The sequence below is a fragment of the Flagellimonas sp. genome, assembly GCF_965215805.1.
Lineage (GTDB): Bacteria > Bacteroidota > Bacteroidia > Flavobacteriales > Flavobacteriaceae > Flagellimonas.
In genome coordinates, this window is record NZ_OZ244124.1 from 3,703,291 (window position 1) to 3,725,556 (window position 22,266).

Sequence of the window (22,266 nt, forward strand, 5' to 3'; positions counted from 1 at the left end):
GGAAAAAACTGACAACGGTAAAACCCATTTGAGGGTGATGGAATTGCCATTATGGGATAAAATCAATTAATGGTATAGTGATGTCGAATCAGAAAAACGAAACTGCCTATAAAAAATGCCTGCAACGCTTATGGTGTTGGTCATCATCCCTCCAGTTTGGCCATAAACTCCTGCTCGGAAATGATGGGTACTCCCAAGTTCTCGGCCTTGGTCTTTTTGCTGGGCCCCATATTGGCGCCAGCAACCAAAAAACTGGTTTTGGAAGAAATGGACGAAGCCACTTTCCCTCCGTTATCCTCAATGAGTTTTTTAAGCTCGGTACGACCTATGGACTCGAACACTCCCGAGACAACAAAGGTCTGTCCCTTTAATTTTTCGGATTGATTTTCGAGCTGCTCTTCGGATAGTGAGAATTGTAATCCGTAGGATTTAAGCCTGTCCACAATTCCCACATTTTCGGGATTCCCAAAAAACTGGACCACACTTTCCGCTATTCGTCCGCCAATCTCATCAACAGCCACTAATTCTTCTTCAGAAGCAGCTATCAAAGCATCGATGTTTTTATAGGCCTTGGCCAATTTTTTGGCCACAGTCTCCCCTACATACCTGATTCCCAAGCCAAACAACACCCTTTCAAATGGAATACTTTTGGAAGCCGCTACCCCATTCACCAAGTTCTCTGCAGATTTTTCGGCCATGCGCTCCAGCGGCATTATTTGTTCCTTGGTCAAGACATAGAGGTCGGCATAATTGGCTATCAAGCCTTCTTTAAAGAGGAGTTCCACGGTCTCACCTCCCAAACCTTCAATATCCATGGCCTTACGGGAAATAAAATGTTGGATTCTTCCTGTGATTTGCGGAGGACAACCGGTATCATTGGGACAAAAGTGTTGCGCTTCCCCCTCCTTGCGAATCAAGGGAGTATTGCACTCCGGACAATTTTGAATATACTGGGTTGGAACCAAACCAGCAGGCCGTTGGGTTAGGTCTACCGCTATAATTTTCGGAATGATCTCCCCTCCCTTTTCCACAAATACCGTATCCCCTTCACGAATGTCCAATTTTTCAATCTGATCTGCATTGTGCAGGGATGCCCTTTTTACCGTGGTTCCGGCCAACAAAACCGGTTCCAGGTTGGCCACTGGGGTTATAGCACCTGTACGTCCAACCTGATAGGTGATTTCATTGAGTACGGTAGAGACCTGTTCCGCCTTGAACTTGTAGGCCATGGCCCAGCGTGGGGCTTTTGCGGTATAACCTAACTCTTCTTGATGGCGTAGATTGTTCACTTTAATGACCACACCGTCAGTTTCATATGGCAAATCCTGCCGTTTCTCATCCCAATGCTCCACAAACTGCATCACCTCTTCCGTGGTTTTGCACAATTTGGCAACTGTGGGCACCTTAAACCCCCATGCACGGGCTTTTTCCAGTACCTCATATTGGGTTGTTATGGACAGATTGTTGCCAACAATACTGTATAGCAAACACTCCAGCGGACGTTGGGCCACCAAAGCACTGTCCTGAAGTTTAAGACTTCCGGAGGCCGTATTCCTGGGATTCATATAAGGTTCTTCCCCAGCTGCTATTCGTTCCTTGTTCATCTGGGCGAAGCCCTCAAGGGTTAGGATAATCTCCCCACGGATGTCAAATTTGGGAGGATAGTCCCCCTTAAGCTGCAAGGGAACGGATTTGATGGTCTTGATATTGGTGGTCACATCATCGCCCTGAAATCCATCACCCCTGGTAACCGCCCGTACCAATTGTCCGTCTTCATAAGTCAGACTGATGGAGGCCCCATCATACTTCAACTCACAGGTAAACTCCACATCTACATCCCCCAAAATGCGTTGGATGCGCTTTTCCCAGTCTTCCAAATCCTCTTTGGAATAGGAATTGTCCAGGGAATACATGCGATGTTCATGCTTGATGGTCTCAAAATTCTTGGTCACCTCTCCACCTACCCTGAGAGTTGGGGATGTAGGGTCATGGAACTCGGGATGGGCCTCTTCCAGTTCTTGGAGTTCCTTAAGTTTGATATCAAACTCGTAATCTGAAATCGTGGGCTTGTCCAATACATAATAATTGTAGTTGTGCCCACGGAGTTCTTCCCTAAGTGCCGTTATTTTTTCTTGGATGTTCATTTACGTTTGTTCTTTTTCAATCCATTTGGGAGTGATCAATGGTGTATAGCTCCTCATTTGCTCCAGAAGTCCTGCCGCACTGGCATCCACCAATAACATCTCCCTATTTTCTTGCTTTAAAAATCCTTGGGTGACCATGGTATCCAAAAATTGCAGCATGGAATCAAAAAAACCATCACAATTTAGCACCCCTATGGGTTTTTGGTGCAATCCCAACTGTCCCCAAGTAATGATTTCAAAAAGTTCTTCCAAGGTACCATAACCCCCTGGAAGTGCCATAAACCCATCAGAAAGTTCATGCATTTTCAATTTCCTTTGGTGCATGGTTTCCACAACGATCAATTCTGAAATATGTGGATGAAACACCTCCCTGCGTTTCAGAAAATCCGGTATTACCCCGATTACTTTCCCATTTTTGCCCAAAGCTCCGTCAGCCACCTGACCCATCAGCCCAACTTTAGCGCCGCCATACACCAATTGGATTTGTTGCGAAGCCAAAACTTCTCCCAACTGGTAGGCAGCTTCAATCGTCCTAGGGTCATTCCCCTCGCTACTTCCACAAAAAACAGCAACACTCTCCATATTAATTTAGTTGGCCTTTAAGCATTCTGTCATTCCCGAAAATGTCCTTTCGAAGTTCAATTTCCAAAAAATTATGCGCTTCTAAAAGGGCTTGGGTCTCCTTGCCCAAATATTGGTTGATTTCAAAATAGAGCTTTCCTTTCTTCTTAAGATGTGAAATGGCAAATTGCGTAATCGCCTTGTAAAAAAGTAAAGGGTCTTCATCCTGGACAAACAAGGCCACATGCGGTTCGTACTTTTTCACATTGTCCTTTATCCCTTCTTTTTCCAACTCCCTTACATAGGGTGGATTGGATACAATCACATCAAATTCAAGTTCAAGTTCAAAATCAGGGTCAAGGATATCTTGATGAATGAAAGTAACATCAACTCCATTTAATTTAGCGTTTTCCTTGGCTACCCCAATTGCTTGTTCAGATACATCCAAGGCATAAACATTGGCGTCAGGAAACTTTTTGGCCAAGGCGATGGCAATGCATCCGCTTCCGGTTCCAATGTCCAATATCCTTAGGTCTCGACTGCGCTCGACCTGACAATCCAATATTACCCACTCCACCAATTCTTCGGTCTCCGGTCTGGGAATTAATACATGTTCATTGACCTTAAAATCCAAATCCATGAAATGGGCAGTTCCCAAAATATACTGCAAGGGTTCCTCCAATTTCAGTTTACTTAAGGCCTCAAACAATGGCGTTTCCTCCTCCTTTGTCAACACCAAATCAGGTTGAAGAACCAAAACGAATCGCCCCAATTGCAAATAATGTTCTACACATAGGTGAAAAAAGGAGTCCACTTCCTCAGTAGCGTAAATTGGATCCAATTCTTTGTGAAAAATGTTCTTGATCTCCTTCAGCAGCACCCTATATTTCTTTAAGCATCCAAACGGGACAAGAATAGTGCCCTGTATTGCCCATAGGGGCATCAATATATTGGAACCCGTTTTTTTGATAGAGTTTCTGGGCGGCTTTCATGTAAGGCATGGTTTCCAGATAGCAAGCTTCAAAACCAAATTCCTTTGCTTTTGCCAAGCAAGTGTCGATCATCTTGGCACCCAAGCCTTTTCCCCTAGCTTCTTCCAGAAAGTACATTTTCTGCAGCTCACAGACATTGCCATCAAAGTTTTCCAATTGGGCCACTCCTGCGCATCCAATAATGCGGCCTCCCTCTTCAGCAACAAAATAGGTAGCCTTTGGAACGTCATAAGCTCCATACATATCATCCAATGCTTTATCGGCATAAGCGGTACCCACTTTGGGCACTCCCAAATCCACCAAAACTTGGCGAACTACACCTGCTACCGCGGCATTGTCCTTTGGTTGGATTTCGCGAATTATGACCTCGCCCATATTGTGTTTTATTATTCTATTTTTGTCCGGTGAATATACACGAAAAATACCTGTTGCGATGCATGGAATTGGGCAAAAAAGGTCTAGGAACCACAGCACCCAATCCTATGGTAGGAAGTGTACTTGTTCACAATCACAAAATCATTGGGGAAGGCTACACGAGTCCTTATGGAGGACCTCACGCCGAAGTGAATGCCATTAACGCTGTCCAAGACAAGGAACTACTAAAGCAATCCACGATTTATGTTACTTTGGAACCCTGCTCGCACTTCGGAAAAACCCCACCTTGCGCTGACTTAATTATTGAATCGGAAATACCAAAGGTGGTCATTGGTTTGCAAGACCCCCATGATAAGGTTGCGGGTAAAGGAATTGACAAGTTACGGATGGCAGGATGCGAGGTAACTGTTGGTGTTTTGGAAGCTGAATGCAGGGAACACCACAAACGGTTTTTGACCTATCAGGAGAAAAAAAGACCCTACATCATTTTAAAATGGGCGGAAACGCAGGATGGGTTTATTGCGCCAGATAAAGTCAAGAGAAAAGACAATCCCGAACCCTTTTGGATCAGCAATACCTACTCCAAACAGTTGGTTCATCAATGGAGAGCTGAAGAACAGGCCATTTTGGTGGGTACACAGACCGTTTTGGAAGACAATCCGAAACTAAATGTGAGAACCTGGGAAGGCAAAAATCCGATTCGGGTAATCGTGGATCGATCGCTGAAGATCCCACCACATTTTCACGTGCTGGACCAAAGCGTGCATACTTTAGTATTGACGGCCGAAAAGGACAGCTCCGAGTACTTAGACGGAATCACCTATGAGCTACTGGATTTCACCAAACCTGTTGCAAACCAAATTTGCAATTTACTGCACAAACATTCCGTATCAAGCCTATTAGTTGAAGGAGGAACAAAAACGCTCCAGACTTTCATTGATGAGGAGCTTTGGGATGAGGCCCGTATTTTTAAAGGAACCTCCACATTTGATTCCGGAACTTTAGCGCCAGTTATATCTGGGAAGCTTCTCCATTCCAAAAAAATAATTTCCGACACCCTTTCAATACTGCAGCATGATTAAAAACATTATTCTCGATTTTGGAGACATTTTTATCGATTTGGATAAACCCGCCACAGCAAGGGCCATGGCAAAATATGGTTTCAGGGAACTTACTCCAGATTTGGAAAGCCTATTTAACTCCTATGAAAAGGGAGAGATGGATTCCCCGTCCTTTTTGAAGCAAGTTACTTTGCATTTTCCAGCTGCTCCCGAGGACTATTTAATCAATGCCTGGAACGCCATCCTAAAGGATTTTCCAGATAGCCGACTAGATTTTGTGGAAAACCTGGCCAAGGAAAAACAATATCGTTTGTTCCTTTTGAGCAATACCAATGACCTTCACATCGAGTTTGTAAGAGAACGGCTGGGAAAGGAAAAGTTTGATCGGTTTGAAGGATCCTTTGAGGTTTTCTACCTCTCCTATGAAATGGGCATGCGCAAACCAGATGCTGAAATTTTCGAGTTTGTACTACAAGCCAATAATCTTATCCCAGAGGAAACACTTTTTGTGGATGATACCAAGGAAAACACAGATACTGCGGCCTCTTTGGGTATCCAAGTTTGGAATTTGCAAGTAGGCTCAGAAGATATCACCCAACTAAAACAACACCTTTAATGTTAGATCTACTATTTAGCATTCTTTGTACTACTACCATATTTGTCGTGTTCAAATTATTTGACACGTATAAGGTACAGACTCCCTACGCCATTGTGGTCAATTATGTGGTGGCTTGTACTGTAGGTCTCTTCCTTTATGATGGAACGATCAATGTTTCTTCAATAACGCAATCGTCTTGGTTTGTGGGAGCAATGGGTATGGGCGTCTTTTTTATTCTCATTTTTAATCTGATGGCGAGGGCATCTCAGGTAGCAGGGGTCACCGTGGCATCCGTGGCCACCAAAATGTCCTTGGTTATTCCTGTGGTCATAGGGATGATCCTATACAATGAAAAGCTCTCTCTTTTTCAAGGCCTTGGGATATTATTGGCCTTAGCTGCAGTCTATTTCACCTCCATTAAGGAAAATTCGTTGGTAATTTCCAAAAAGGCCTTGGTCTTGCCCCTATTGGTGTTCTTGGGGTCTGGAATCATAGATGCCAGTATGAAATATTTTGAAGAACGGCATCTGGATTCCAAGGAGGTTGCTATTTTTTCAGCTATGGTCTTTGGTTTTGCTGCACTTTCGGGCTTTGTCTTTATCGGATACAAGGCTACCCAGGATACGATCAAAATTAATTACAGAAATGTATTGGGCGGTATAATACTCGGAGTGCCCAATTATTTTTCCATTTTCTTTTTGCTTAGAGCTTTACAGAACGAGAATTTTAGCAGCGCTGCCATTTTTACCATTAACAATGTGGCCGTGGTCATGCTTTGCACTTTACTTGGCATTTTGATGTTCCAGGAACGATTGAGTAGTAAAAATTGGGGAGGCATAGCCTTGGCCGTTCTAAGTATTGTTTTAGTAGCCTTGTTCTGATGGAAGTGGACAGTTACAGAACTCTGGAGAATCCTACACCTGAAATCCTATATAAGGACAGAAAAAGTAAATTCTTTGGGTTTGCCTTTCCGATTTCCACGGAAGAAGAAGTCAAACCCATTGTGGAAGCTTTGAGAAAAAAGTATCCTACGGCCAACCATGTATGTTATGCTTGGCAACTTGGCGCCGATCAGATCACATACAGGGCCAATGATGACGGAGAGCCCAATAACTCGGCCGGAATGCCCATTTATGGACAAATCCAATCTTTTGGGGTCACTAATGTGTTGGTAGCAATAGTCCGAATTTTTGGGGGAACCAAATTGGGGGTTGGCGGCCTAATTCAGGCCTATCGTACTGCAGCACAAATGACCCTTGAAAATGCAACAATTATTGAAAAGATTGTGAAACTGCATTTTCAACTTAGGTTCGACTACCCGCAAATGGATGTGGTCATGCGAACCATAAAACAGAGAAATCTGGAAATCATTTCCCAAAAAATGGAAATGGATTGTGTCTTGGTGGTTGCAGTCCGAAAAAAAGAAGCTGAAGATGTTCTTGGAACCTTTCAGCAACTGCATCAAATCAAAGTGAACGTACTGGACTAAGCTTTCAATTTTTCCATAATGAAGTCTGGACATTTTATGGGCCTGTTTTTGCTTTGATCCATGAATGCCAATACCGTGCTGGCCTCGGCCAGCAACTCACGTTTTTCATTGTATATCGCGTATTCAAATTCAATTCGGACCATGGGTAGTTGCTTTAGCCGGGTTTCCACGGTAAGCATATCATCATAGAGTGCAGATTTTTTATAGTTGATCTGTAGGGAAATTACAGGAAGTATGATTCCATTTTCCTCCATGGCCCTATAGGAGATGCCCATGGCCCTTAACCACTCTATTCTGCCCATCTCCAAATAGGGAACATAGCTTGCATGGTGAACAATACCCATCTGGTCCGTTTCTGCATAACGAACGCGAAAAGAAAATGAATTTATCCGCATATTTTAACTGAAAAATTATATATTTAGAGGCTCGGTTTACATTAAGGAAACATGCGAAAAAAAAACAGAATATTCAATGGTAAAATCATTTTTTTTTTCAAAGTTTTGTTCACATATTTGTCGCATCCAACGAGCATCCTGAAACCCTTTGATGCTTTGACCTAGAGCTTTAAAGCTAACCATTAAACTAAGGAAAAACTTTTATGAGTGTTACTGCAAATTCCGTGTGGAACAATTGTTTGGCTTTTATCCAGGATAATATCCAACCGCAGGCATTCAAAACATGGTTTGAACCTATTAAGCCTATCAAGTTAACAGATAGCGCCCTGAGCATTCAAGTTCCCAGTAAATTTTTCTATGAATGGTTGGAAGAGCATTATGTAAAGCTTTTGAAAGTTGCCTTGACCAAGGAGCTCGGAAACAATGCCAAACTTATCTACATTATTAAAATGGAAAATAAGTACGGTAACAAGGAACCGTTTACGGAACAAATCCCAAGCTCAAACCGAACTGCTGTGGGGCCCCAGGAATTGGATGTGCCCATTACCTCCAAAAGTCCTGAGCTGAAGAATCCCTTTGTGATTCCCGGTATTCGCAATATCAAGATTGAGTCGCAGCTCAACCCCAATTACAATTTTGAGAATTTTCTGGAAGGAGATTCCAATCGCTTGGCTCGATCAGCGGGTATGGCAGTGGCCAACAAACCTGGTGGAACTTCCTTTAACCCCCTATTGGTTTTTGGTGGGGTTGGATTGGGAAAGACCCACTTGGCACATGCCATTGGAGTGGAAATCAAGGATAAATATCCAGAAAAGACCGTACTCTATATTTCCGCGGAAAAATTTACACAACAATATATTGAATCCGTAAAAAAGAACACCCGAAACGATTTCATCCACTTCTATCAATTAATAGATGTGCTGATTATTGATGATGTGCAGTTCCTTTCTGGAAAATCCGGTACGCAGGATGTGTTCTTCCATATTTTCAACCACCTGCACCAAAATGGCAAGCAGGTCATCTTAACATCGGACAAAGCTCCTGTGGACATGCAGGATATAGAGCAGCGTTTGTTGTCCCGATTCAAATGGGGACTTTCTGCCGAACTGCAGAGTCCGGATTATGAGACCCGGGTATCCATCTTAAAGAACAAGCTGTATAGAGATGGGGTTGAAATGCCGGAGGATATCATTGATCATGTAGCCAAGAACATCAAAACCAACATTCGGGAATTGGAAGGAGCCATTATTTCGTTGATTGCACAGTCCTCCTTCAACAAACGTGAGGTGACTTTGGAGTTGGCCCAACAGGTAGTTGAGAAGTTTGTCAAGAACACCAAACGGGAGGTTTCCATCGATTACATCCAAAAAGTGGTGTCGGATTATTTTGAAATGGATGTGGCAACACTTCAATCCAAAACCAGAAAACGCCATATTGTACAAGCCAGACAATTGGCCATGTTCTTTGCCAAAAAGTTTACCAAGGCCTCATTGGCCAGCATTGGCTCCCAAATAGGAAAGCGAGATCATGCCACAGTATTGCACGCGTGCAAAACAGTAGATAATCTGGCCGAAACCGATAAGCAGTTCAGAAAGTATATCGAAGACCTGAACAAGAAATTTTCCTAATCCTTTAGCTTAATGAAAACCAAGGTGTTGATGGTCTGCTTGGGCAACATTTGCAGGTCACCACTGGCCGAAGGTGTATTGCGTTCCAAAATTGACGAGGGTTCAATATTTGTCGACTCCGCCGGGACTGCCGGATATCCTGTAGGTAATGCCCCCGACAAGCGGTCCATGACTGTGGCACTAAAGCACGGAATTGATATCAGCCATCAAAAATGTCGCAAATTTTCTGCAAATGATTTTCAGGAGTTCGATGTAATTTATGTCATGGATTTAAGTAATTTTTCCAACGTTTTACGACTTGCCAATAGCAGGGAAGATGAAAAGAAAGTAAAGTTGCTTTTGGACGAAGTGGATTTGGGTTTCAATGAAGTTCCTGACCCTTACTATGGTGGACCTGATGGATTTGAAAATGTATATCAAATGGTTGATATGGCTTGTGAGGTCATCGCCCAAAAATTGAGTTGATCGGATGGAAGAAAGCAAACCTGGTCTGGTTTTAGGTAAAGTCTATTTGATTCCCACCACTTTGGGAGACAATGCCCCTTTGGAGGTTCTGCCCATTTCCATCAAGCGCACCATCGAAAACATTAACCACTATGTGGTAGAAAACGAAAAGACAGCCAGACGCTTTATCAAGAAAGTGAGCCCTAGCAAACCGCAACCCAGTTTGCATATAGAAACACTGAATAAATACACGGATCCTGCTGTAATTCCATCGTATTTGGACCCCTGTATCAGTGGTCACAACATTGGAATTTTGTCCGAGGCGGGTTGCCCCGGTATTGCCGACCCCGGTGCTGCGGTAATCAAAGTGGCCCATGAAAGACGCATTCAGGTAGTTCCTCTGGTGGGACCCTCTTCCATTTTAATGGCCATGATGAGCAGTGGAATGAATGGACAGAACTTTGCATTTAATGGATATTTGCCCATTGATACCCCCGAAAGAAAATCCAAACTAAAACAATTGGAACGCTTGTCTAGGGATACTGGCCAATCCCAAATCTTTATGGAGACTCCGTACCGCAATGGAAAATTACTGCTTGAGCTTACCAAAACCCTGCAAAAGCAAACCAGACTCTGTATAGCCGCGGACATTACCCTGCCTACCGAATTTATACAGACCAAAAGCGTCCATGAATGGAGTGAAATAGAAATAGACCTGAACAAACGACCCACTATCTTTATTATTCAGGCATAAAAAAAGCCCAAGGACAAACCTTGGGCCATATTACTTACTTAAAAAAACTTAATTAAATTTTCGCATTTCTTTTTTGCTCAATGGAACAGATGTCAAATCCTGAGAATTTTCTCATGTAATACGAAATGTTACTTCCATAAGCATCCGCAACATCGTTCTTTCCATAGGATCTCAGGTATTTTTTTACATTTCCGGCTCCAGCCAAATGAGCTGCTGCCAAAATACCGGATTCGGTGATAACCGTACCTCGGATTCGTTTCCCGTTGTACAATTTTATGTACCGTCTAAGTATCCATTTGTTCCTCGCAACATTTGTTTCAAAAACCTTTTCTTGCAATTCAGGGTTATTCAGAAAATCTATGGAATCGTAGACACCCAATAATTTAAGTGTTCCTACTCCAAACTGATACTTTCCAAGATACCCCAAGGTATTGATAACGTCATATCTTCCTTGCGACTCCTTAAATGCCAAAGCTTCTTTAAAACCATTATAGGCATTCCCCAAAAAAGGAGGGGTCACTAGGTCGTCTTCCTGGATTTCCAAAGGCTCCTCGAGCACTATGGTCTCCACATTGATTCTTGTTTTCAACGAATCCGGAATCTTGTAGTCCACTTTTTTAGGAGTGGTATACGAGACAAAACTCGTTAAAATCACAACCATGGCAAGATGCAGTATAAAACCAATCCATCTTTTCATAATTCACATATTTAATGATTCAAAGCACATTTGCTATGAAATTAAATTTGGCCGGCAAATATAGGGGGAGACTTTATTTTAACAATAATAAAGCTCATAAGAATTTCTTAATTGTGGCCCAAATAACGTTAAAAGGCTGAAAATTAACGGTAAGCGGTATTATCTGCGGACATTTTGCTGATTTAGCCAACGGATGTATTGCACCTTATTTCGGTTGTGTTGCGCAAGTGTTTCGGCAAACATATGATAGCCAAAATTGGATACATCAGCCACAAAATAGAGATAATCGTGTTTTTCAGGATTCAAAACGGCTTCTATGGAAGTTATGTCCGGCATGGTGATCGGACCTGGAGGAACTCCAGCATTTTTGTAGGTATTATAAGGGGAATCAATCTCCAAATCCCGATACAGGACTCTTTTTATAATGGTATCGTAATTCCCCGTCTCTTTTTTGATGGCAAAAATCACGGTTGGATCCGCTTGGAGCAAAATGCCCTTTTTAATTCGATTTAGGTAAACACCAGCTACTCTTGGACGCTCATCAGATTTTACGGTCTCTTTCTGCACTATGGCTGCCAAGGAGATGGCCTGTGCAGCGGTTAGATTTTGCTTTTTGGCTTTCTCCAATCGGTCTTCCGTCCAAAATCTTTTGTATTCCTTATACATTCTATCCCGAAAACCATCACCACTGGTATTCCAAAAGAATTCATAGGTATTGGGTAGGTACATGGCCAATTTGGTATCTTCATCAAAACCTGCTTCTCCCAAAAACTGGGCGTCATTAAAAGCTTTCAATAAGGATAAGCTATCCGCTTCTATTTGTTCAGCAACTCTTCCCGCCAAAGCTGCCGCAGATTCTTGATTGTTGAATGATACTCTTACAGGAATGTTTTGGCTTCTTAGGGTATTGATCATGTCATTGTTGCTCATCCCATTTTTAATGACATATTTTCCTCCTTTGATGTTGGAAGAATACCCTTTTCGGTCTGCAACTGCCTCAAAACTGGACCAATCCTTGACCAAGGGTTCCAAACTTTTTCTAACGTCCGATAAATTGGCATCAGAAGCAATATATACGAAAGCCTCCTCATTATTGAATTGGGTATTGGGACTGAAAATGGCGCTGTAAATTTGGTACGCAATAAAACCACAAACAATCAGACCTAGGATGGCCGCGGCCCAGAGCACTCTCTTAAGATGCATTACTATTGATTTTTTGGAACATTAGTTCGTTCTTGAACCCGTTGCTGGTCCTTACCCACTCTTTTTTAACCCCAATTTGGTCAAATCCCAACTTTTCGAACAAATGGATACTGGGTTTGTTTTCCTCCAAAATATTGGCATAAAGCTGGTGAAGGTCCAGCGTGGTAAAAGCGTAATTGCAAAGGATTTCGATTGCTTCTGCTCCCCAACCCTTATTCCGATCCTCAGGTTTGGCAATTACAATTCCCATGCCTGCCCGTTTATTCTTTGGGTCAAAATCAAACAAATCGATCAAGCCCACACATTGGTCATCCAATGTGCAGATGCATAAGCGTAATTGTTTTACTTCAAAAATGTCTCTGTGGGCATTGTCCAGATATAATCGGAGCACTTTTTTGGAATAGGGCTTTAGCGTACCACTGATTTCCCAGATGGAGGTGTCATTTTCCAATTGGTACAGGAAATCCAAATCTTTGGGTTCCAAAGCTCTCAAATAAATATGTTTGCCGTCCAACTTCACCATGATACTTTGCCATTAAATACCATTTGGGCAGGCCCCTGGAGGTAGACGTCTGTATACAAACCATTTTGCTGGTCAAAACTTATGGTCAAGTCTCCACCTGGGGTTTTTATGTTCACTTCGTTGGATTCGGTTTTCCCCGTTTTGTGCATAGCAATGGCCACAGCAGTAACCCCTGTACCACAGGAAAGCGTCTCGTCTTCCACCCCCCTCTCATATGTCCTAACCCCAAAGGTGTTCGCATCGGCTTGTTCCACAAAGTTGATATTGCTCCCTGCCTTGCCATAGAGCCCGTACCTTAGCTTGGCCCCTTCTTTGGTTACATTGAATTTTTCGAGCTCATGAACCAGTTGAACATGGTGGGGTGAACCGGTATCCAAAAAGCTATAGGCATCCTTTTGGCGCACCTCTTCCACATCGTGCATTTTTAGGGTGACTATATCTCCTTTTATGGTCGCCGTATGAAGTCCATCAATGGCCTTGAAAGTGGTTTGTTCATCAATTATCCCTAGAAACTGGGCAAACGCAACCGCACATCTACCTCCATTCCCGCACATGCTTTGACTCCCATCCGAGTTGTAATAATTCATATAAAAATCGGACGCATCGTCATTTTCAAGCAAAATAAGCCCATCCGCACCCACACCAAATCTGCGGTCACACAATTGCGAAATGATTTTGGTATTATTTTCGGGAAAAACATCCTGGCGGTTGTCGATTACAACAAAATCGTTCCCGGTTCCTTGGTATTTGTAAAAATCCAGTTGCATACTTCTCTGCAAAGGAACAAATATAGGGTATTCTTTAAGGATTTTTTTGTAGTTAAAAGCGAGTTAAACCGACAAAGCCATTATAGGATTCATTTAATTTTGTTGAAGCTAAATGTTAAATTTTTACTGAATTATGAAAAGAATAGCCGGTTTATTCCTAGTAGGCCTCTTTGCAGGAGCCATTACCTTGGGAGCATATAAATTATTTTTTGAAGAAGACAACTATAAATGGGTGCAAGCAGATCAAAATACCCCAATACTAAGTACCAGTAGCCTATCCACCTCGGCCAAAGGTGCCGGTATTAACGAAGTGGATTTCACCATAGCGGCTGAAAAGACGGTCAACGCCGTGGTACACGTGAAAAATTTGAGCACCAATAAAGGGTCAAATAGTTTATCCGATTTCTTTTACGGATTTGAACGCCAACAGACCCCACAAATAGGAACAGGTTCAGGGGTTATTATTTCGCCTGATGGTTTTATCGTTACCAATAATCATGTAATTGCCAATGCCACCCAATTGGAGGTGACCTTAAACAATAAAAAAACCTATGAAGCCGAGGTTATTGGTGCGGATTCCAATACCGATATTGCTTTGTTGAAGATTGATGTAGATCGCCCACTACCCTATTTAGCCTTTGGAGACTCGGACAATTCCCGCGTTGGGGAATGGGTGCTTGCCGTAGGTAACCCGTTTAGTTTAACCTCTACAGTTACAGCAGGTATTGTTAGTGCCAAGGCCCGTTCCTTGGGAAGAAACCAAAGTTTTATTCAAACAGATGCTGCGGTAAATCCAGGAAATAGCGGAGGCGCTTTAGTAAATACCAATGGTGACCTTATTGGCATTAATACCGCTATTACTTCCCAAACAGGATCTTATGTGGGCTATGCCTTTGCCGTACCAAGCAATATTGCAAAGAAAGTGGTAGAGGATATTATGGAGTTTGGAAATGTACAACGCGGTCTTTTGGGAATTTCTGCGGCTAACGTTAATTCGCAAGCTGCAATTGAATTGGGCTTGGATGAAATTGAAGGAGTATATATCTCCCAAGTTTCTGAGGATTCCGGTGCCGAAGAAGCTGGTTTGCAAGAAGGTGATATCATTAAACAAGTTGATAATATTCTAGTTCGTAAATTTTCTGAACTAACTGGATATTTATCCTCCAAAAGACCAGGGGACACCGTTGATGTTGTTGTGGATAGGGATGGCAATAAATTGACCAAGAAGGTTACCTTGAAAAAACAGCAAACCGTCATTTTGCCAACAACCGGGTTTATGGTCAAGAACCTTTCCGATGAAGACAAAAAGACCTTCGGAGTCAAAAAAGGTGTCAAGATTATTGATGTACCGGAAGGCTATGGAAGGTATGACTTGAAAAATAAGGTAATCATTGCCGTGGATGACAATGATATCACCAACATAGATGATGCGCGTGAGCATTTTGGGGAAATCTCAAGATATGGTCGAACAAGCTTCACTATGATCAACGAAAAAGGTGAAAAAGAGCGATTAATTTTGCAATAATCGCTATTCTTTGAAGACTTGAAAAAGCACCCTTTCAGGGTGCTTTTTTATTGTCAAAACCCTTTACGAAAACGTTTGAAATATATAATTTTGCCGCAAACTTAAAACTCAAGCAACTAAATCCTATGGGAGATATCAAGTCTTACGAAAAGGAGCTTGCATTCCAAGCCGATCGTAGAAAAGCCACCACCGAATTCATCAAGATCATCAGTGATCTTTGGTATGACAAGGCCATTGAAGTGGTGCTTTTCAAAAATCAAATCATAGACAAAAATGTGAGTGACATCATCAATCTGCACGAGTATGCGGGTGAATTTGTCCAAAAACCCATTTCCATTTTTGATTCCGTGGAAATTCTTCGAGCCATTAACGATATCAACCTTCCCCCAGCCAAACTGGACATTGGAAAATTGACCTATGAATACCATTCCGAAGATAATACGCACCTCAATGTAAAGGCATTTGTGCTGGAGAAACTCAAGGATGCGCAGGCTTCCAAGGAAATCAAGCCCAAAGATGTAGTACTTTATGGGTTTGGCCGAATTGGTAGATTGGTAGCAAGAGAGCTTATGGCAAAAACCGGAAGAGGTAGCCAATTAAGATTAAGAGCTGTTGTAGTACGAGGTGAATTGTCCCACGAAATTTTGGAAAAACGTGCAGCCCTGTTGAAAACAGACTCTGTGCATGGACAATTTATGGGAACCGTGGATGTGGATGCAGCGAATGAGGCCCTGATTGTTAATGGAACCACGGTCAAGTTTATCAGTGCGGACAAACCAGAATCCATTGACTATACCAAGCACGGAATCTTCAATGCTTTGATCATAGACAACACAGGAGCATTTAGGGATAAGGAGGCACTTTCCAGACACTTGGAAGCCAAAGGAGCCAGCCGAGTGTTGCTTACTGCCCCAGGAAAAGAGGTTCCCAACATTGTGCATGGGGTGAACCATTCCGAGTTTGATCCTGAAAAAACTAAAATTTATTCCGCAGCATCTTGTACCACCAACGCCATTACTCCTGTCCTAAAGGTCATAGAGGATTCCCTTGGCATCAAAAAAGGACATTTGGAGACCATACATGCTTATACCAACGACCAGAACTTGGTGGATAATATGCACAAAAAGTATCGTAGGGGTCGTGCTGCCGCCCTAAATATGGTCATAACAGAAACCGGAGCTGGAGCTGCTGTTGCCAAAGCCTTACCTTCCTTAAAAGGCAAACTGACTTCCAACGCCATTCGTGTTCCGGTACCCAATGGTTCCTTGGCCATTCTTCATCTCGAAGTCAAGAATAAGACCTCCAAGGAAAGCTTGAACACCATTTTGAAAAAGTACGCACTGGAAGGGGATTTGGTGGAACAGATCAAATATTCCCTGAGCAATGAACTGGTGTCTTCTGATATTGTTGGTGCCTCTGCCCCATCCATCTATGATAGTCAGGCCACCCTGGTATCCGCAGATGGGAAAAGTGTGGTATTATATATATGGTATGATAACGAGTACGGATACTCCCATCAGGTGATCAGATTGGCAAAGTACATTGCCAAAGTTAGACGCTATACCTATTATTAAACAATTTTGGGGTTGGTAGGTGCTCCCATGGGCGATTTTCTTTTGAATTTTAGTTTATTGGTGTAATTTCGCCCTACCCTTAATCTAAATTTAAAGAACATTGACCATGAGAAGATTACGATATTTATTCGCCCTAGCTTTACTAACCCCTTTATTGACCTTATCTGCGCAACAAAGCAATCAGGATGAGGAAGATCCGTCTTTGGTGGGCCAATTCCAACGATTGGAAAAAAAATCCGGTAACTATAGGGCCAATGGTATTCGGTATGAGGTAATTCGCCTTGTGGATTTGAATCGAATCAAAGAAAACATATTTGATTCCATAAACACCGCCAACAAGTCCATAAAAGACCTATCTGCCACCATTACCAATAACAAATCGGAAATAGAGGATCTAAACGCAAGGCTGCAAGAAACTTCGAACAGTCTAAAAACGGTTACTTCAGAGAAAGATAGCATGTCCTTTTTTGGAGCACAGGTTAGCAAAGGCACCTACAAACTTATTCTTTGGGGAATTATAGTTGGCTTGCTCCTATTCTTGCTCCTATTTATTTACAGGTTCAGGAATAGCAATGTTCTAACCAGTCAGGCCAAGGAGGCACTGGCCGATCTTGAAAAGGAATTTGAAGAGCACAGACGTCGTGCATTGGAACGCGAGCAGAAAATTAGCCGACAACTTCAGGACGAACTGAACAAAAACAAAAAGTAACAAAGTCCACTTTTAAGGTTCTAAGGGATGATCAAACAAGCTACAGTCTTGGATGTTGACCTTATCGCTCCTCTATTTGACGCCTATCGTGTTTTTTATGGACAGGAATCGGATGTAGAGGCAGCAAAAGATTTTCTTTTGGAACGTTTTAGAAAAGGGGAAAACGTTATTTTCCTTGCCTTGGAAAATGAAATTCCAGTGGGTTTTACCCAATTGTACGCCACCTTTTCTTCCGTGTCCATGCAGCAGTTTTACATTTTGAACGATTTATTTGTTGCTCCTAAAGCTAGAAAAAAAGGTGTAGGCGAACAACTCTTGAATCATGCCAAGGATTTTTGCCAACTGAAAAATGGCAAGGGACTCGCTTTGGAAACAGCCACAGATAATCCAGCCCAAAAACTATATGAACGATTGGGTTGGGAAAAGGATGAGGCTTACCTGCATTATTTTTGGAAGAACCCACAATAGGGTATCCACAATACTTCTTTATTTTTGTGCCCATGCGGATAGATATTATAACGGTCTTACCGGAGTTAATGCAGAGTCCATTCAACGCCTCCATTCTTAACAGGGCCAAGGAAAAAGGTTTGGTGGAAGTCCATTTCCATAATCTTAGGGATTATACTACGGGAAATTACAAGCAGGTGGATGACTATCAATTTGGGGGTGGCGCCGGAATGGTACTCATGATTGAGCCCATTGACAAGTGCATCTCCCAACTCAAAGCTGAAAGGGAGTACGATGAAGTCATTTATATGACACCTGATGGGGACACTTTGAATCAAGGGATTGCCAACGAACTTTCCCTAAAACAAAATGTAATCATTCTATGTGGACATTATAAAGGCGTGGATCAACGGGTCAGAGATATGTTTGTTAGCCGTGAAATATCCATAGGTGACTATGTACTGTCTGGAGGAGAATTGGCCGCCGCGGTACTTTGCGATGCCGTGATACGACTATTGCCCGGGGTGCTGAATGATGAAACCTCAGCCTTGACCGATACCTTCCAGGACAACCTACTGGCGCCCCCCGTGTATACCAGACCTTCCAACTATAAAGGACAGGAAGTTCCAGAAATATTGCTAAGCGGGGATTTTCCCAAGATAGAAAAATGGAGGGAGGAGCAGGCTATGGAACGCACTACAAAAAAACGACCTGATTTATTAAAATAATATGGACGATTCTTATACTCTTTTTTTCGCTTTGGGCTCCATATTGGGTACCCTTGCCCAATTGGCCGTAATTGTAGGATGCATTGTTCTGGTGACCAAGCAAAAAAACGCAGGTACCCTGCTTATGCTTGTTGGAAGTATACTAACCTTGGTTTTTAGCATCCTCAATTTCTCTGGAACCCTTTTTGCGGGTCAGCGAGGTGCAGATTCCGTTTTGTCTTGGACAAAGATATTTGCTATTATTGGGCCACTCCCCTACATCCTATTTGGTATAGGCCTGTTGGTTTATGTGATTGGACATGTCCGAAAATCGGCTTAAGAAAAGAATCAGCTGTAAAAAGAAAAAAGCCCTTGTCAATTCTAAATATTGCATTACTTTTGCAATCGCAAAATTAACCTCTGACGAAACTCGTGAAAGTTGATATTGTAAAACATAAAAAAAGCATATCATGGAATCCTTAATAAAATTTGTTGAAGACGAATTTGTTCCAAAAAAAGACTTTCCAAAATTTTCAGCTGGTGATACCATCACGGTATACTACGAAATTAAGGAAGGCGAAAAAACACGTACCCAGTTCTTTAAAGGAGTGGTAATTCAGAGAAGGGGATCTGGAGCAACAGAGACCTTTACTATCAGAAAAATGTCTGGAACTGTAGGAGTGGAAAGAATTTTCCCAATCAACATGCCTGCACTTCAACGCGTTGAGGTGAACAAAAAAGGTAAGGTTCGTAGATCTAGAATCTTCTATTTTAGAGGGCTTACCGGTAAAAAGGCACGTATCAAGGAAGTTCGGGGATAAACCCACTTTCCTTAGTAAAACATCAAGCACCCAATTTGGGTGCTTTTTTTATGAACAATTGTTAATAACCATCGTTCATACATTGTTGATTTTTAATTGCTTACAAAATTTGGATATCTGACAGTTTATTCTAATTTAGTCAAACAAATACGAAGGAGAGCAATCGAGCTCGTGTTTGATTTTAAAGTTGACGTTCTTTAAAAACTGATGTTTCCCTTTGAATTGGTAACACTACTGATCACAAAAGGAATTTCGAAGGAGGTAGCGCCTCGGTGTAGCCTAAATAGAAATGAGAAATCCTATGTGCGGGCGAGAGAGCAATTTTTCGTTTTGATAGGGTTTAGGAAACTATTAGGACACTTTACAAGATGTTGTTTAGTTGCAAAATTAAAGGCATAGTGTTGAGTAAACGTCAAGGGAGCAACGGATGCAATCAATGGTTGCAATTTTGCGGCAACGCAGAATAAAATCTTTTAGCTCCTTTCAGAAAGCCATATCAATGTTTCGACATAGATATGGCTTTTGTTTTTTAATCCCTCCAAAATCACACTTTTCGTCAAATCACTTAGTATACCAACAGCCATAAATTGTATATTTGCACCGCTCAAATAAAAACACCTAGATGGCTAAGATTTTTTATACGAAGACTGATGAAGCTCCAGCCTTGGCAACACAGTCATTTTTACCCATTGTAAAAGCCTTTACAAATACTGCAAACATTGAAATTGAAACCAAGGATATTTCCTTGGCCGGTCGGATTGCAGCGGTATTTCCGGAATTTTTGAACGAGGATCAGCAGATTTCGGACGACTTGAAAATCTTGGGGGATTTGGCCAAAACCCCTGAAGCCAACATCATAAAATTGCCCAATATCAGTGCTTCCATTCCTCAATTGAAGGAGGCTATAGAAGAATTGCAACAAAAGGGATACAACTTACCTGACTACCCGGATGAACCTCAAAATGATGCCGAAAAAGCCATCAAAGACCGATACGATAAAGTAAAGGGAAGTGCTGTAAATCCTGTACTTCGTGAGGGTAACTCAGACAGGCGAGCCCCAAAAGCCATTAAAAACTACGCCAAGAAAAATCCGCACACCATGGGAGCTTGGTCCGCTGACTCCAAGACCCATGTGGCAACTATGGATCATGGAGACTTCCGAAACAATGAAAAGTCATTGACCTTGTCCAGTGCCGATGATATTCGGATTGAGTTGGTTGATGCCAGTGGTAATGCAACCGTCTTAAAGGAGAAAGTAGTTCTTCAAAAAGGCGAGGTTATAGATGCCACGGTGATGAGCAAAAAAGCTTTGGTAGATTTCCTTACAAATGAAATAGCCAATGCCAAGGAAGAAAACCTGTTACTCTCCCTTCATTTCAAGGCCACCATGATGAAAGTTTCCGATCCCATTATTTTTGGGCATGCTTTGGAAGCTTATTTCTCCAATTTGTTTACCGAGTACAAGGACACATTTGAGGAATTGGGCATAAATGCCAATAACGGTTTGGAAACCTTGTTGGATAAACTACAGGAACTTCCAGCTGCCAAACGCGAAGAAATTGAACAGGCCATTGCCAAAAGCATAGCAAATGGGCCTGATTTGGCCATGGTAAATTCTGATAAGGGAATAACCAACCTGCATGTCCCAAGTGATGTGATCATCGACGCTTCCATGCCTGCCATGATCAGAACTTCTGGAAAAATGTGGAACAAGAATGGCGAGCTGCAAGACACCAAGGCTGTTATTCCTGATAGCAGCTACGCAGGTGTTTATCAGGCCACTATTGATTTTTGTAAAGAAAACGGAGCCTTTGACCCCACCACCATGGGTACTGTTCCCAATGTGGGTCTAATGGCCCAAAAGGCCGAGGAATACGGCTCCCATGATAAGACTTTTGAGATTCCGACAGCAGGAACCGTTCGTGTAGTAAGTAATACTGACAATAGTACGCTTATAGGGCATGCTGTGGAGGAAGGTGACATTTGGAGAATGTGTCAAGTAAAGGATGCTCCTGTACAAGATTGGGTAAAACTTGCGGTTTCCAGGGCAAGGGCAACCAATACCCCTGCCGTATTTTGGCTGGACAAGGATAGGGCTCATGATGCCGAGTTGATCACCAAAGTCAATGAGTATCTCAAAGGCCATGATACCAGTGGTTTGGAAATCCACATCCTCTCCCCTGTTGAGGCAACAAAATTCACTTTGCAACGCGTAAAGGAGGGTAAGGATACCATTTCCGTCTCTGGAAATGTACTTCGTGATTATCTAACGGACCTGTTCCCAATTTTGGAGGTGGGCACCAGTGCCAAGATGTTATCCATAGTTCCCTTGATGAATGGTGGAGGTCTCTTTGAAACAGGTGCCGGAGGCTCTGCACCCAAACATGTGGAGCAGTTTTTGGAAGAAGGTCACCTGCGATGGGATTCCCTTGGAGAATTCTTGGCTTTAGGTGTTTCCTTGGAATTCTACGGAGAGAAAAATCAAAACAAAAAGGCTACAGTACTGGCAGATACTTTGGACAAGGCCACAGAAAAGTTTTTGGACAATGATAAATCCCCTTCCCGTAAGGTAAACGAGCTTGATACCCGCGGAAGTCATTTTTACCTATGCCTTTATTGGGCAGAACAGCTGGCGGAGCAAAATGAAGACGCAGAACTGAAGGCCATTTTTGGCAGCATATCAGCGGAGCTCAACAGCAATGAGGCAAAAATTGCACAAGAGTTGATTGATGCCCAGGGTACTAATATGGAAATAGGTGGTTACTACCTTCCTGATGCGGATATGGCTTCAAAAGCCATGAGACCGAGCCAGACATTGAATACCATTTTAGCCAAGCTGAATTAGAGAATTT

The 22,266-nt window shown here is 42.5% G+C and carries 24 protein-coding genes; 15 read left to right on the forward strand and 9 right to left on the reverse strand.

Translation table 11 applies throughout. The features are described from left to right. Window positions 1-143: 143 nt before the first annotated feature. Genes ligA through ACOOE0_RS16405 form a run of 4 tightly spaced genes read right to left on the reverse strand, consistent with a single transcriptional unit; the run spans window position 144 to window position 4,072 of the window. Window positions 144-2,144 (reverse strand): NAD-dependent DNA ligase LigA, encoded by a 2,001-nt coding sequence (gene ligA, locus ACOOE0_RS16390; RefSeq protein ID WP_420399989.1) that lies wholly within the window; start codon window positions 2,142-2,144, stop codon window positions 144-146. Next, window positions 2,145-2,726 (reverse strand): TIGR00730 family Rossman fold protein, encoded by a 582-nt coding sequence (locus ACOOE0_RS16395; protein ID WP_420399990.1) that lies wholly within the window; start codon window positions 2,724-2,726, stop codon window positions 2,145-2,147. It abuts the gene before it with no gap. 1 nt (window position 2,727) lies between these two features. Further along, window positions 2,728-3,585, reverse strand: coding sequence for a peptide chain release factor N(5)-glutamine methyltransferase (prmC, locus tag ACOOE0_RS16400; RefSeq protein WP_420399991.1), 858 nt, complete (start codon window positions 3,583-3,585; stop codon window positions 2,728-2,730). Between the two features lies 1 nt (window position 3,586). After that, window positions 3,587-4,072 carry a GNAT family N-acetyltransferase gene (locus ACOOE0_RS16405; protein WP_420399992.1) on the reverse strand — a complete coding sequence of 162 codons (486 nt, stop codon included), beginning with the start codon at window positions 4,070-4,072 and terminating at the stop codon, window positions 3,587-3,589. Between the two features lie 29 nt (window positions 4,073-4,101). On the opposite strand from ACOOE0_RS16405, the gene ribD reads away from it, so the two are divergent. Genes ribD through ACOOE0_RS16425 form a run of 4 tightly spaced genes read left to right on the forward strand, consistent with a single transcriptional unit; the run spans window position 4,102 to window position 7,220 of the window. Continuing rightward, window positions 4,102-5,154, forward strand: coding sequence for a bifunctional diaminohydroxyphosphoribosylaminopyrimidine deaminase/5-amino-6-(5-phosphoribosylamino)uracil reductase RibD (gene ribD / locus ACOOE0_RS16410; RefSeq protein ID WP_420399993.1), 1,053 nt, complete (start codon window positions 4,102-4,104; stop codon window positions 5,152-5,154). After that, complete coding sequence (locus tag ACOOE0_RS16415; protein WP_420399994.1) at window positions 5,147-5,749, forward strand: HAD family hydrolase; 603 nt, start codon at window positions 5,147-5,149, stop codon at window positions 5,747-5,749. The genes ribD and ACOOE0_RS16415 overlap by 8 nt, the downstream gene beginning before the upstream one ends. Then, the gene (locus ACOOE0_RS16420) at window positions 5,749-6,612 is read left to right on the forward strand and encodes an EamA family transporter (protein ID WP_420399995.1); all 864 of its coding nucleotides are present in this window, start codon (window positions 5,749-5,751) and stop codon (window positions 6,610-6,612) included. Before ACOOE0_RS16415 ends, ACOOE0_RS16420 begins: the two co-directional genes overlap by 1 nt. Then, window positions 6,612-7,220 (forward strand): IMPACT family protein, encoded by a 609-nt coding sequence (locus ACOOE0_RS16425; protein ID WP_420399996.1) that lies wholly within the window; start codon window positions 6,612-6,614, stop codon window positions 7,218-7,220. The genes ACOOE0_RS16420 and ACOOE0_RS16425 overlap by 1 nt, the downstream gene beginning before the upstream one ends. Here ACOOE0_RS16425 and ACOOE0_RS16430 read toward each other — a convergent pair. Next, entirely contained in the window at window positions 7,217-7,615 is a 399-nt protein-coding gene (locus tag ACOOE0_RS16430) for an acyl-CoA thioesterase (RefSeq protein ID WP_420399997.1), read from the reverse strand. The two genes, ACOOE0_RS16425 and ACOOE0_RS16430, sit on opposite strands and share 4 nt — an antisense overlap. Before the next feature lie 203 nt (window positions 7,616-7,818). On the opposite strand from ACOOE0_RS16430, the gene dnaA reads away from it, so the two are divergent. From dnaA to ACOOE0_RS16445, 3 genes are read left to right on the forward strand one after another with little or no spacing between them, the layout of a single operon-like run. Next, window positions 7,819-9,243 carry a chromosomal replication initiator protein DnaA gene (gene dnaA / locus ACOOE0_RS16435; RefSeq protein ID WP_420399998.1) on the forward strand — a complete coding sequence of 475 codons (1,425 nt, stop codon included), beginning with the start codon at window positions 7,819-7,821 and terminating at the stop codon, window positions 9,241-9,243. A gap of 12 nt (window positions 9,244-9,255) precedes the next feature. Further along, window positions 9,256-9,708 (forward strand): low molecular weight protein-tyrosine-phosphatase, encoded by a 453-nt coding sequence (locus ACOOE0_RS16440; RefSeq protein ID WP_420399999.1) that lies wholly within the window; start codon window positions 9,256-9,258, stop codon window positions 9,706-9,708. A 4-nt stretch (window positions 9,709-9,712) separates the two neighbouring features. Then, complete coding sequence (locus tag ACOOE0_RS16445) at window positions 9,713-10,441, forward strand: SAM-dependent methyltransferase (protein WP_420400000.1); 729 nt, start codon at window positions 9,713-9,715, stop codon at window positions 10,439-10,441. Between the two features lie 52 nt (window positions 10,442-10,493). Here the strand turns inward: ACOOE0_RS16445 and ACOOE0_RS16450 are convergent, their stop codons facing one another. The 4 genes from ACOOE0_RS16450 to dapF form a co-directional block, all read right to left on the reverse strand. After that, the gene (locus tag ACOOE0_RS16450; protein WP_420400001.1) at window positions 10,494-11,138 is read right to left on the reverse strand and encodes a hypothetical protein; all 645 of its coding nucleotides are present in this window, start codon (window positions 11,136-11,138) and stop codon (window positions 10,494-10,496) included. A gap of 159 nt (window positions 11,139-11,297) precedes the next feature. Next, entirely contained in the window at window positions 11,298-12,341 is a 1,044-nt protein-coding gene (gene mltG, locus ACOOE0_RS16455) for an endolytic transglycosylase MltG (RefSeq protein ID WP_420400002.1), read from the reverse strand. After that, on the reverse strand, window positions 12,331-12,864 hold the full coding sequence (locus tag ACOOE0_RS16460; RefSeq protein WP_420400003.1) for a GNAT family N-acetyltransferase: 534 nt from the start codon (window positions 12,862-12,864) through the stop codon (window positions 12,331-12,333). The genes mltG and ACOOE0_RS16460 overlap by 11 nt, the downstream gene beginning before the upstream one ends. After that, window positions 12,858-13,631 (reverse strand): diaminopimelate epimerase, encoded by a 774-nt coding sequence (dapF, locus tag ACOOE0_RS16465; RefSeq protein ID WP_420402234.1) that lies wholly within the window; start codon window positions 13,629-13,631, stop codon window positions 12,858-12,860. Before dapF ends, ACOOE0_RS16460 begins: the two co-directional genes overlap by 7 nt. A gap of 133 nt (window positions 13,632-13,764) precedes the next feature. On the opposite strand from dapF, the gene ACOOE0_RS16470 reads away from it, so the two are divergent. From ACOOE0_RS16470 to ACOOE0_RS16505, 8 genes are all read left to right on the forward strand, one after another. Next, the gene (locus ACOOE0_RS16470; protein ID WP_420400004.1) at window positions 13,765-15,156 is read left to right on the forward strand and encodes a S1C family serine protease; all 1,392 of its coding nucleotides are present in this window, start codon (window positions 13,765-13,767) and stop codon (window positions 15,154-15,156) included. 125 nt (window positions 15,157-15,281) lie between these two features. Continuing rightward, window positions 15,282-16,730, forward strand: a complete 1,449-nt coding sequence (locus ACOOE0_RS16475; RefSeq protein ID WP_420400005.1) for a glyceraldehyde-3-phosphate dehydrogenase — start codon at window positions 15,282-15,284, stop codon at window positions 16,728-16,730. Window positions 16,731-16,836: 106 nt separating this feature from the next. Continuing rightward, on the forward strand, window positions 16,837-17,439 hold the full coding sequence (locus ACOOE0_RS16480; RefSeq protein ID WP_420400006.1) for a tRNA (guanine-N1)-methyltransferase: 603 nt from the start codon (window positions 16,837-16,839) through the stop codon (window positions 17,437-17,439). Between the two features lie 27 nt (window positions 17,440-17,466). Further along, complete coding sequence (locus tag ACOOE0_RS16485) at window positions 17,467-17,907, forward strand: GNAT family N-acetyltransferase (RefSeq protein ID WP_420400007.1); 441 nt, start codon at window positions 17,467-17,469, stop codon at window positions 17,905-17,907. A gap of 32 nt (window positions 17,908-17,939) precedes the next feature. Continuing rightward, window positions 17,940-18,614 (forward strand): tRNA (guanosine(37)-N1)-methyltransferase TrmD, encoded by a 675-nt coding sequence (gene trmD, locus ACOOE0_RS16490; protein ID WP_420402235.1) that lies wholly within the window; start codon window positions 17,940-17,942, stop codon window positions 18,612-18,614. A gap of 1 nt (window position 18,615) precedes the next feature. Beyond that, the gene (locus tag ACOOE0_RS16495) at window positions 18,616-18,933 is read left to right on the forward strand and encodes a hypothetical protein (protein ID WP_420400008.1); all 318 of its coding nucleotides are present in this window, start codon (window positions 18,616-18,618) and stop codon (window positions 18,931-18,933) included. A gap of 130 nt (window positions 18,934-19,063) precedes the next feature. Beyond that, complete coding sequence (gene rplS, locus ACOOE0_RS16500; protein WP_420400009.1) at window positions 19,064-19,414, forward strand: 50S ribosomal protein L19; 351 nt, start codon at window positions 19,064-19,066, stop codon at window positions 19,412-19,414. 622 nt (window positions 19,415-20,036) lie between these two features. Next, window positions 20,037-22,259 carry an NADP-dependent isocitrate dehydrogenase gene (locus tag ACOOE0_RS16505; RefSeq protein ID WP_420400010.1) on the forward strand — a complete coding sequence of 741 codons (2,223 nt, stop codon included), beginning with the start codon at window positions 20,037-20,039 and terminating at the stop codon, window positions 22,257-22,259. The last annotated feature ends 7 nt before the right edge of the window (window positions 22,260-22,266 follow it).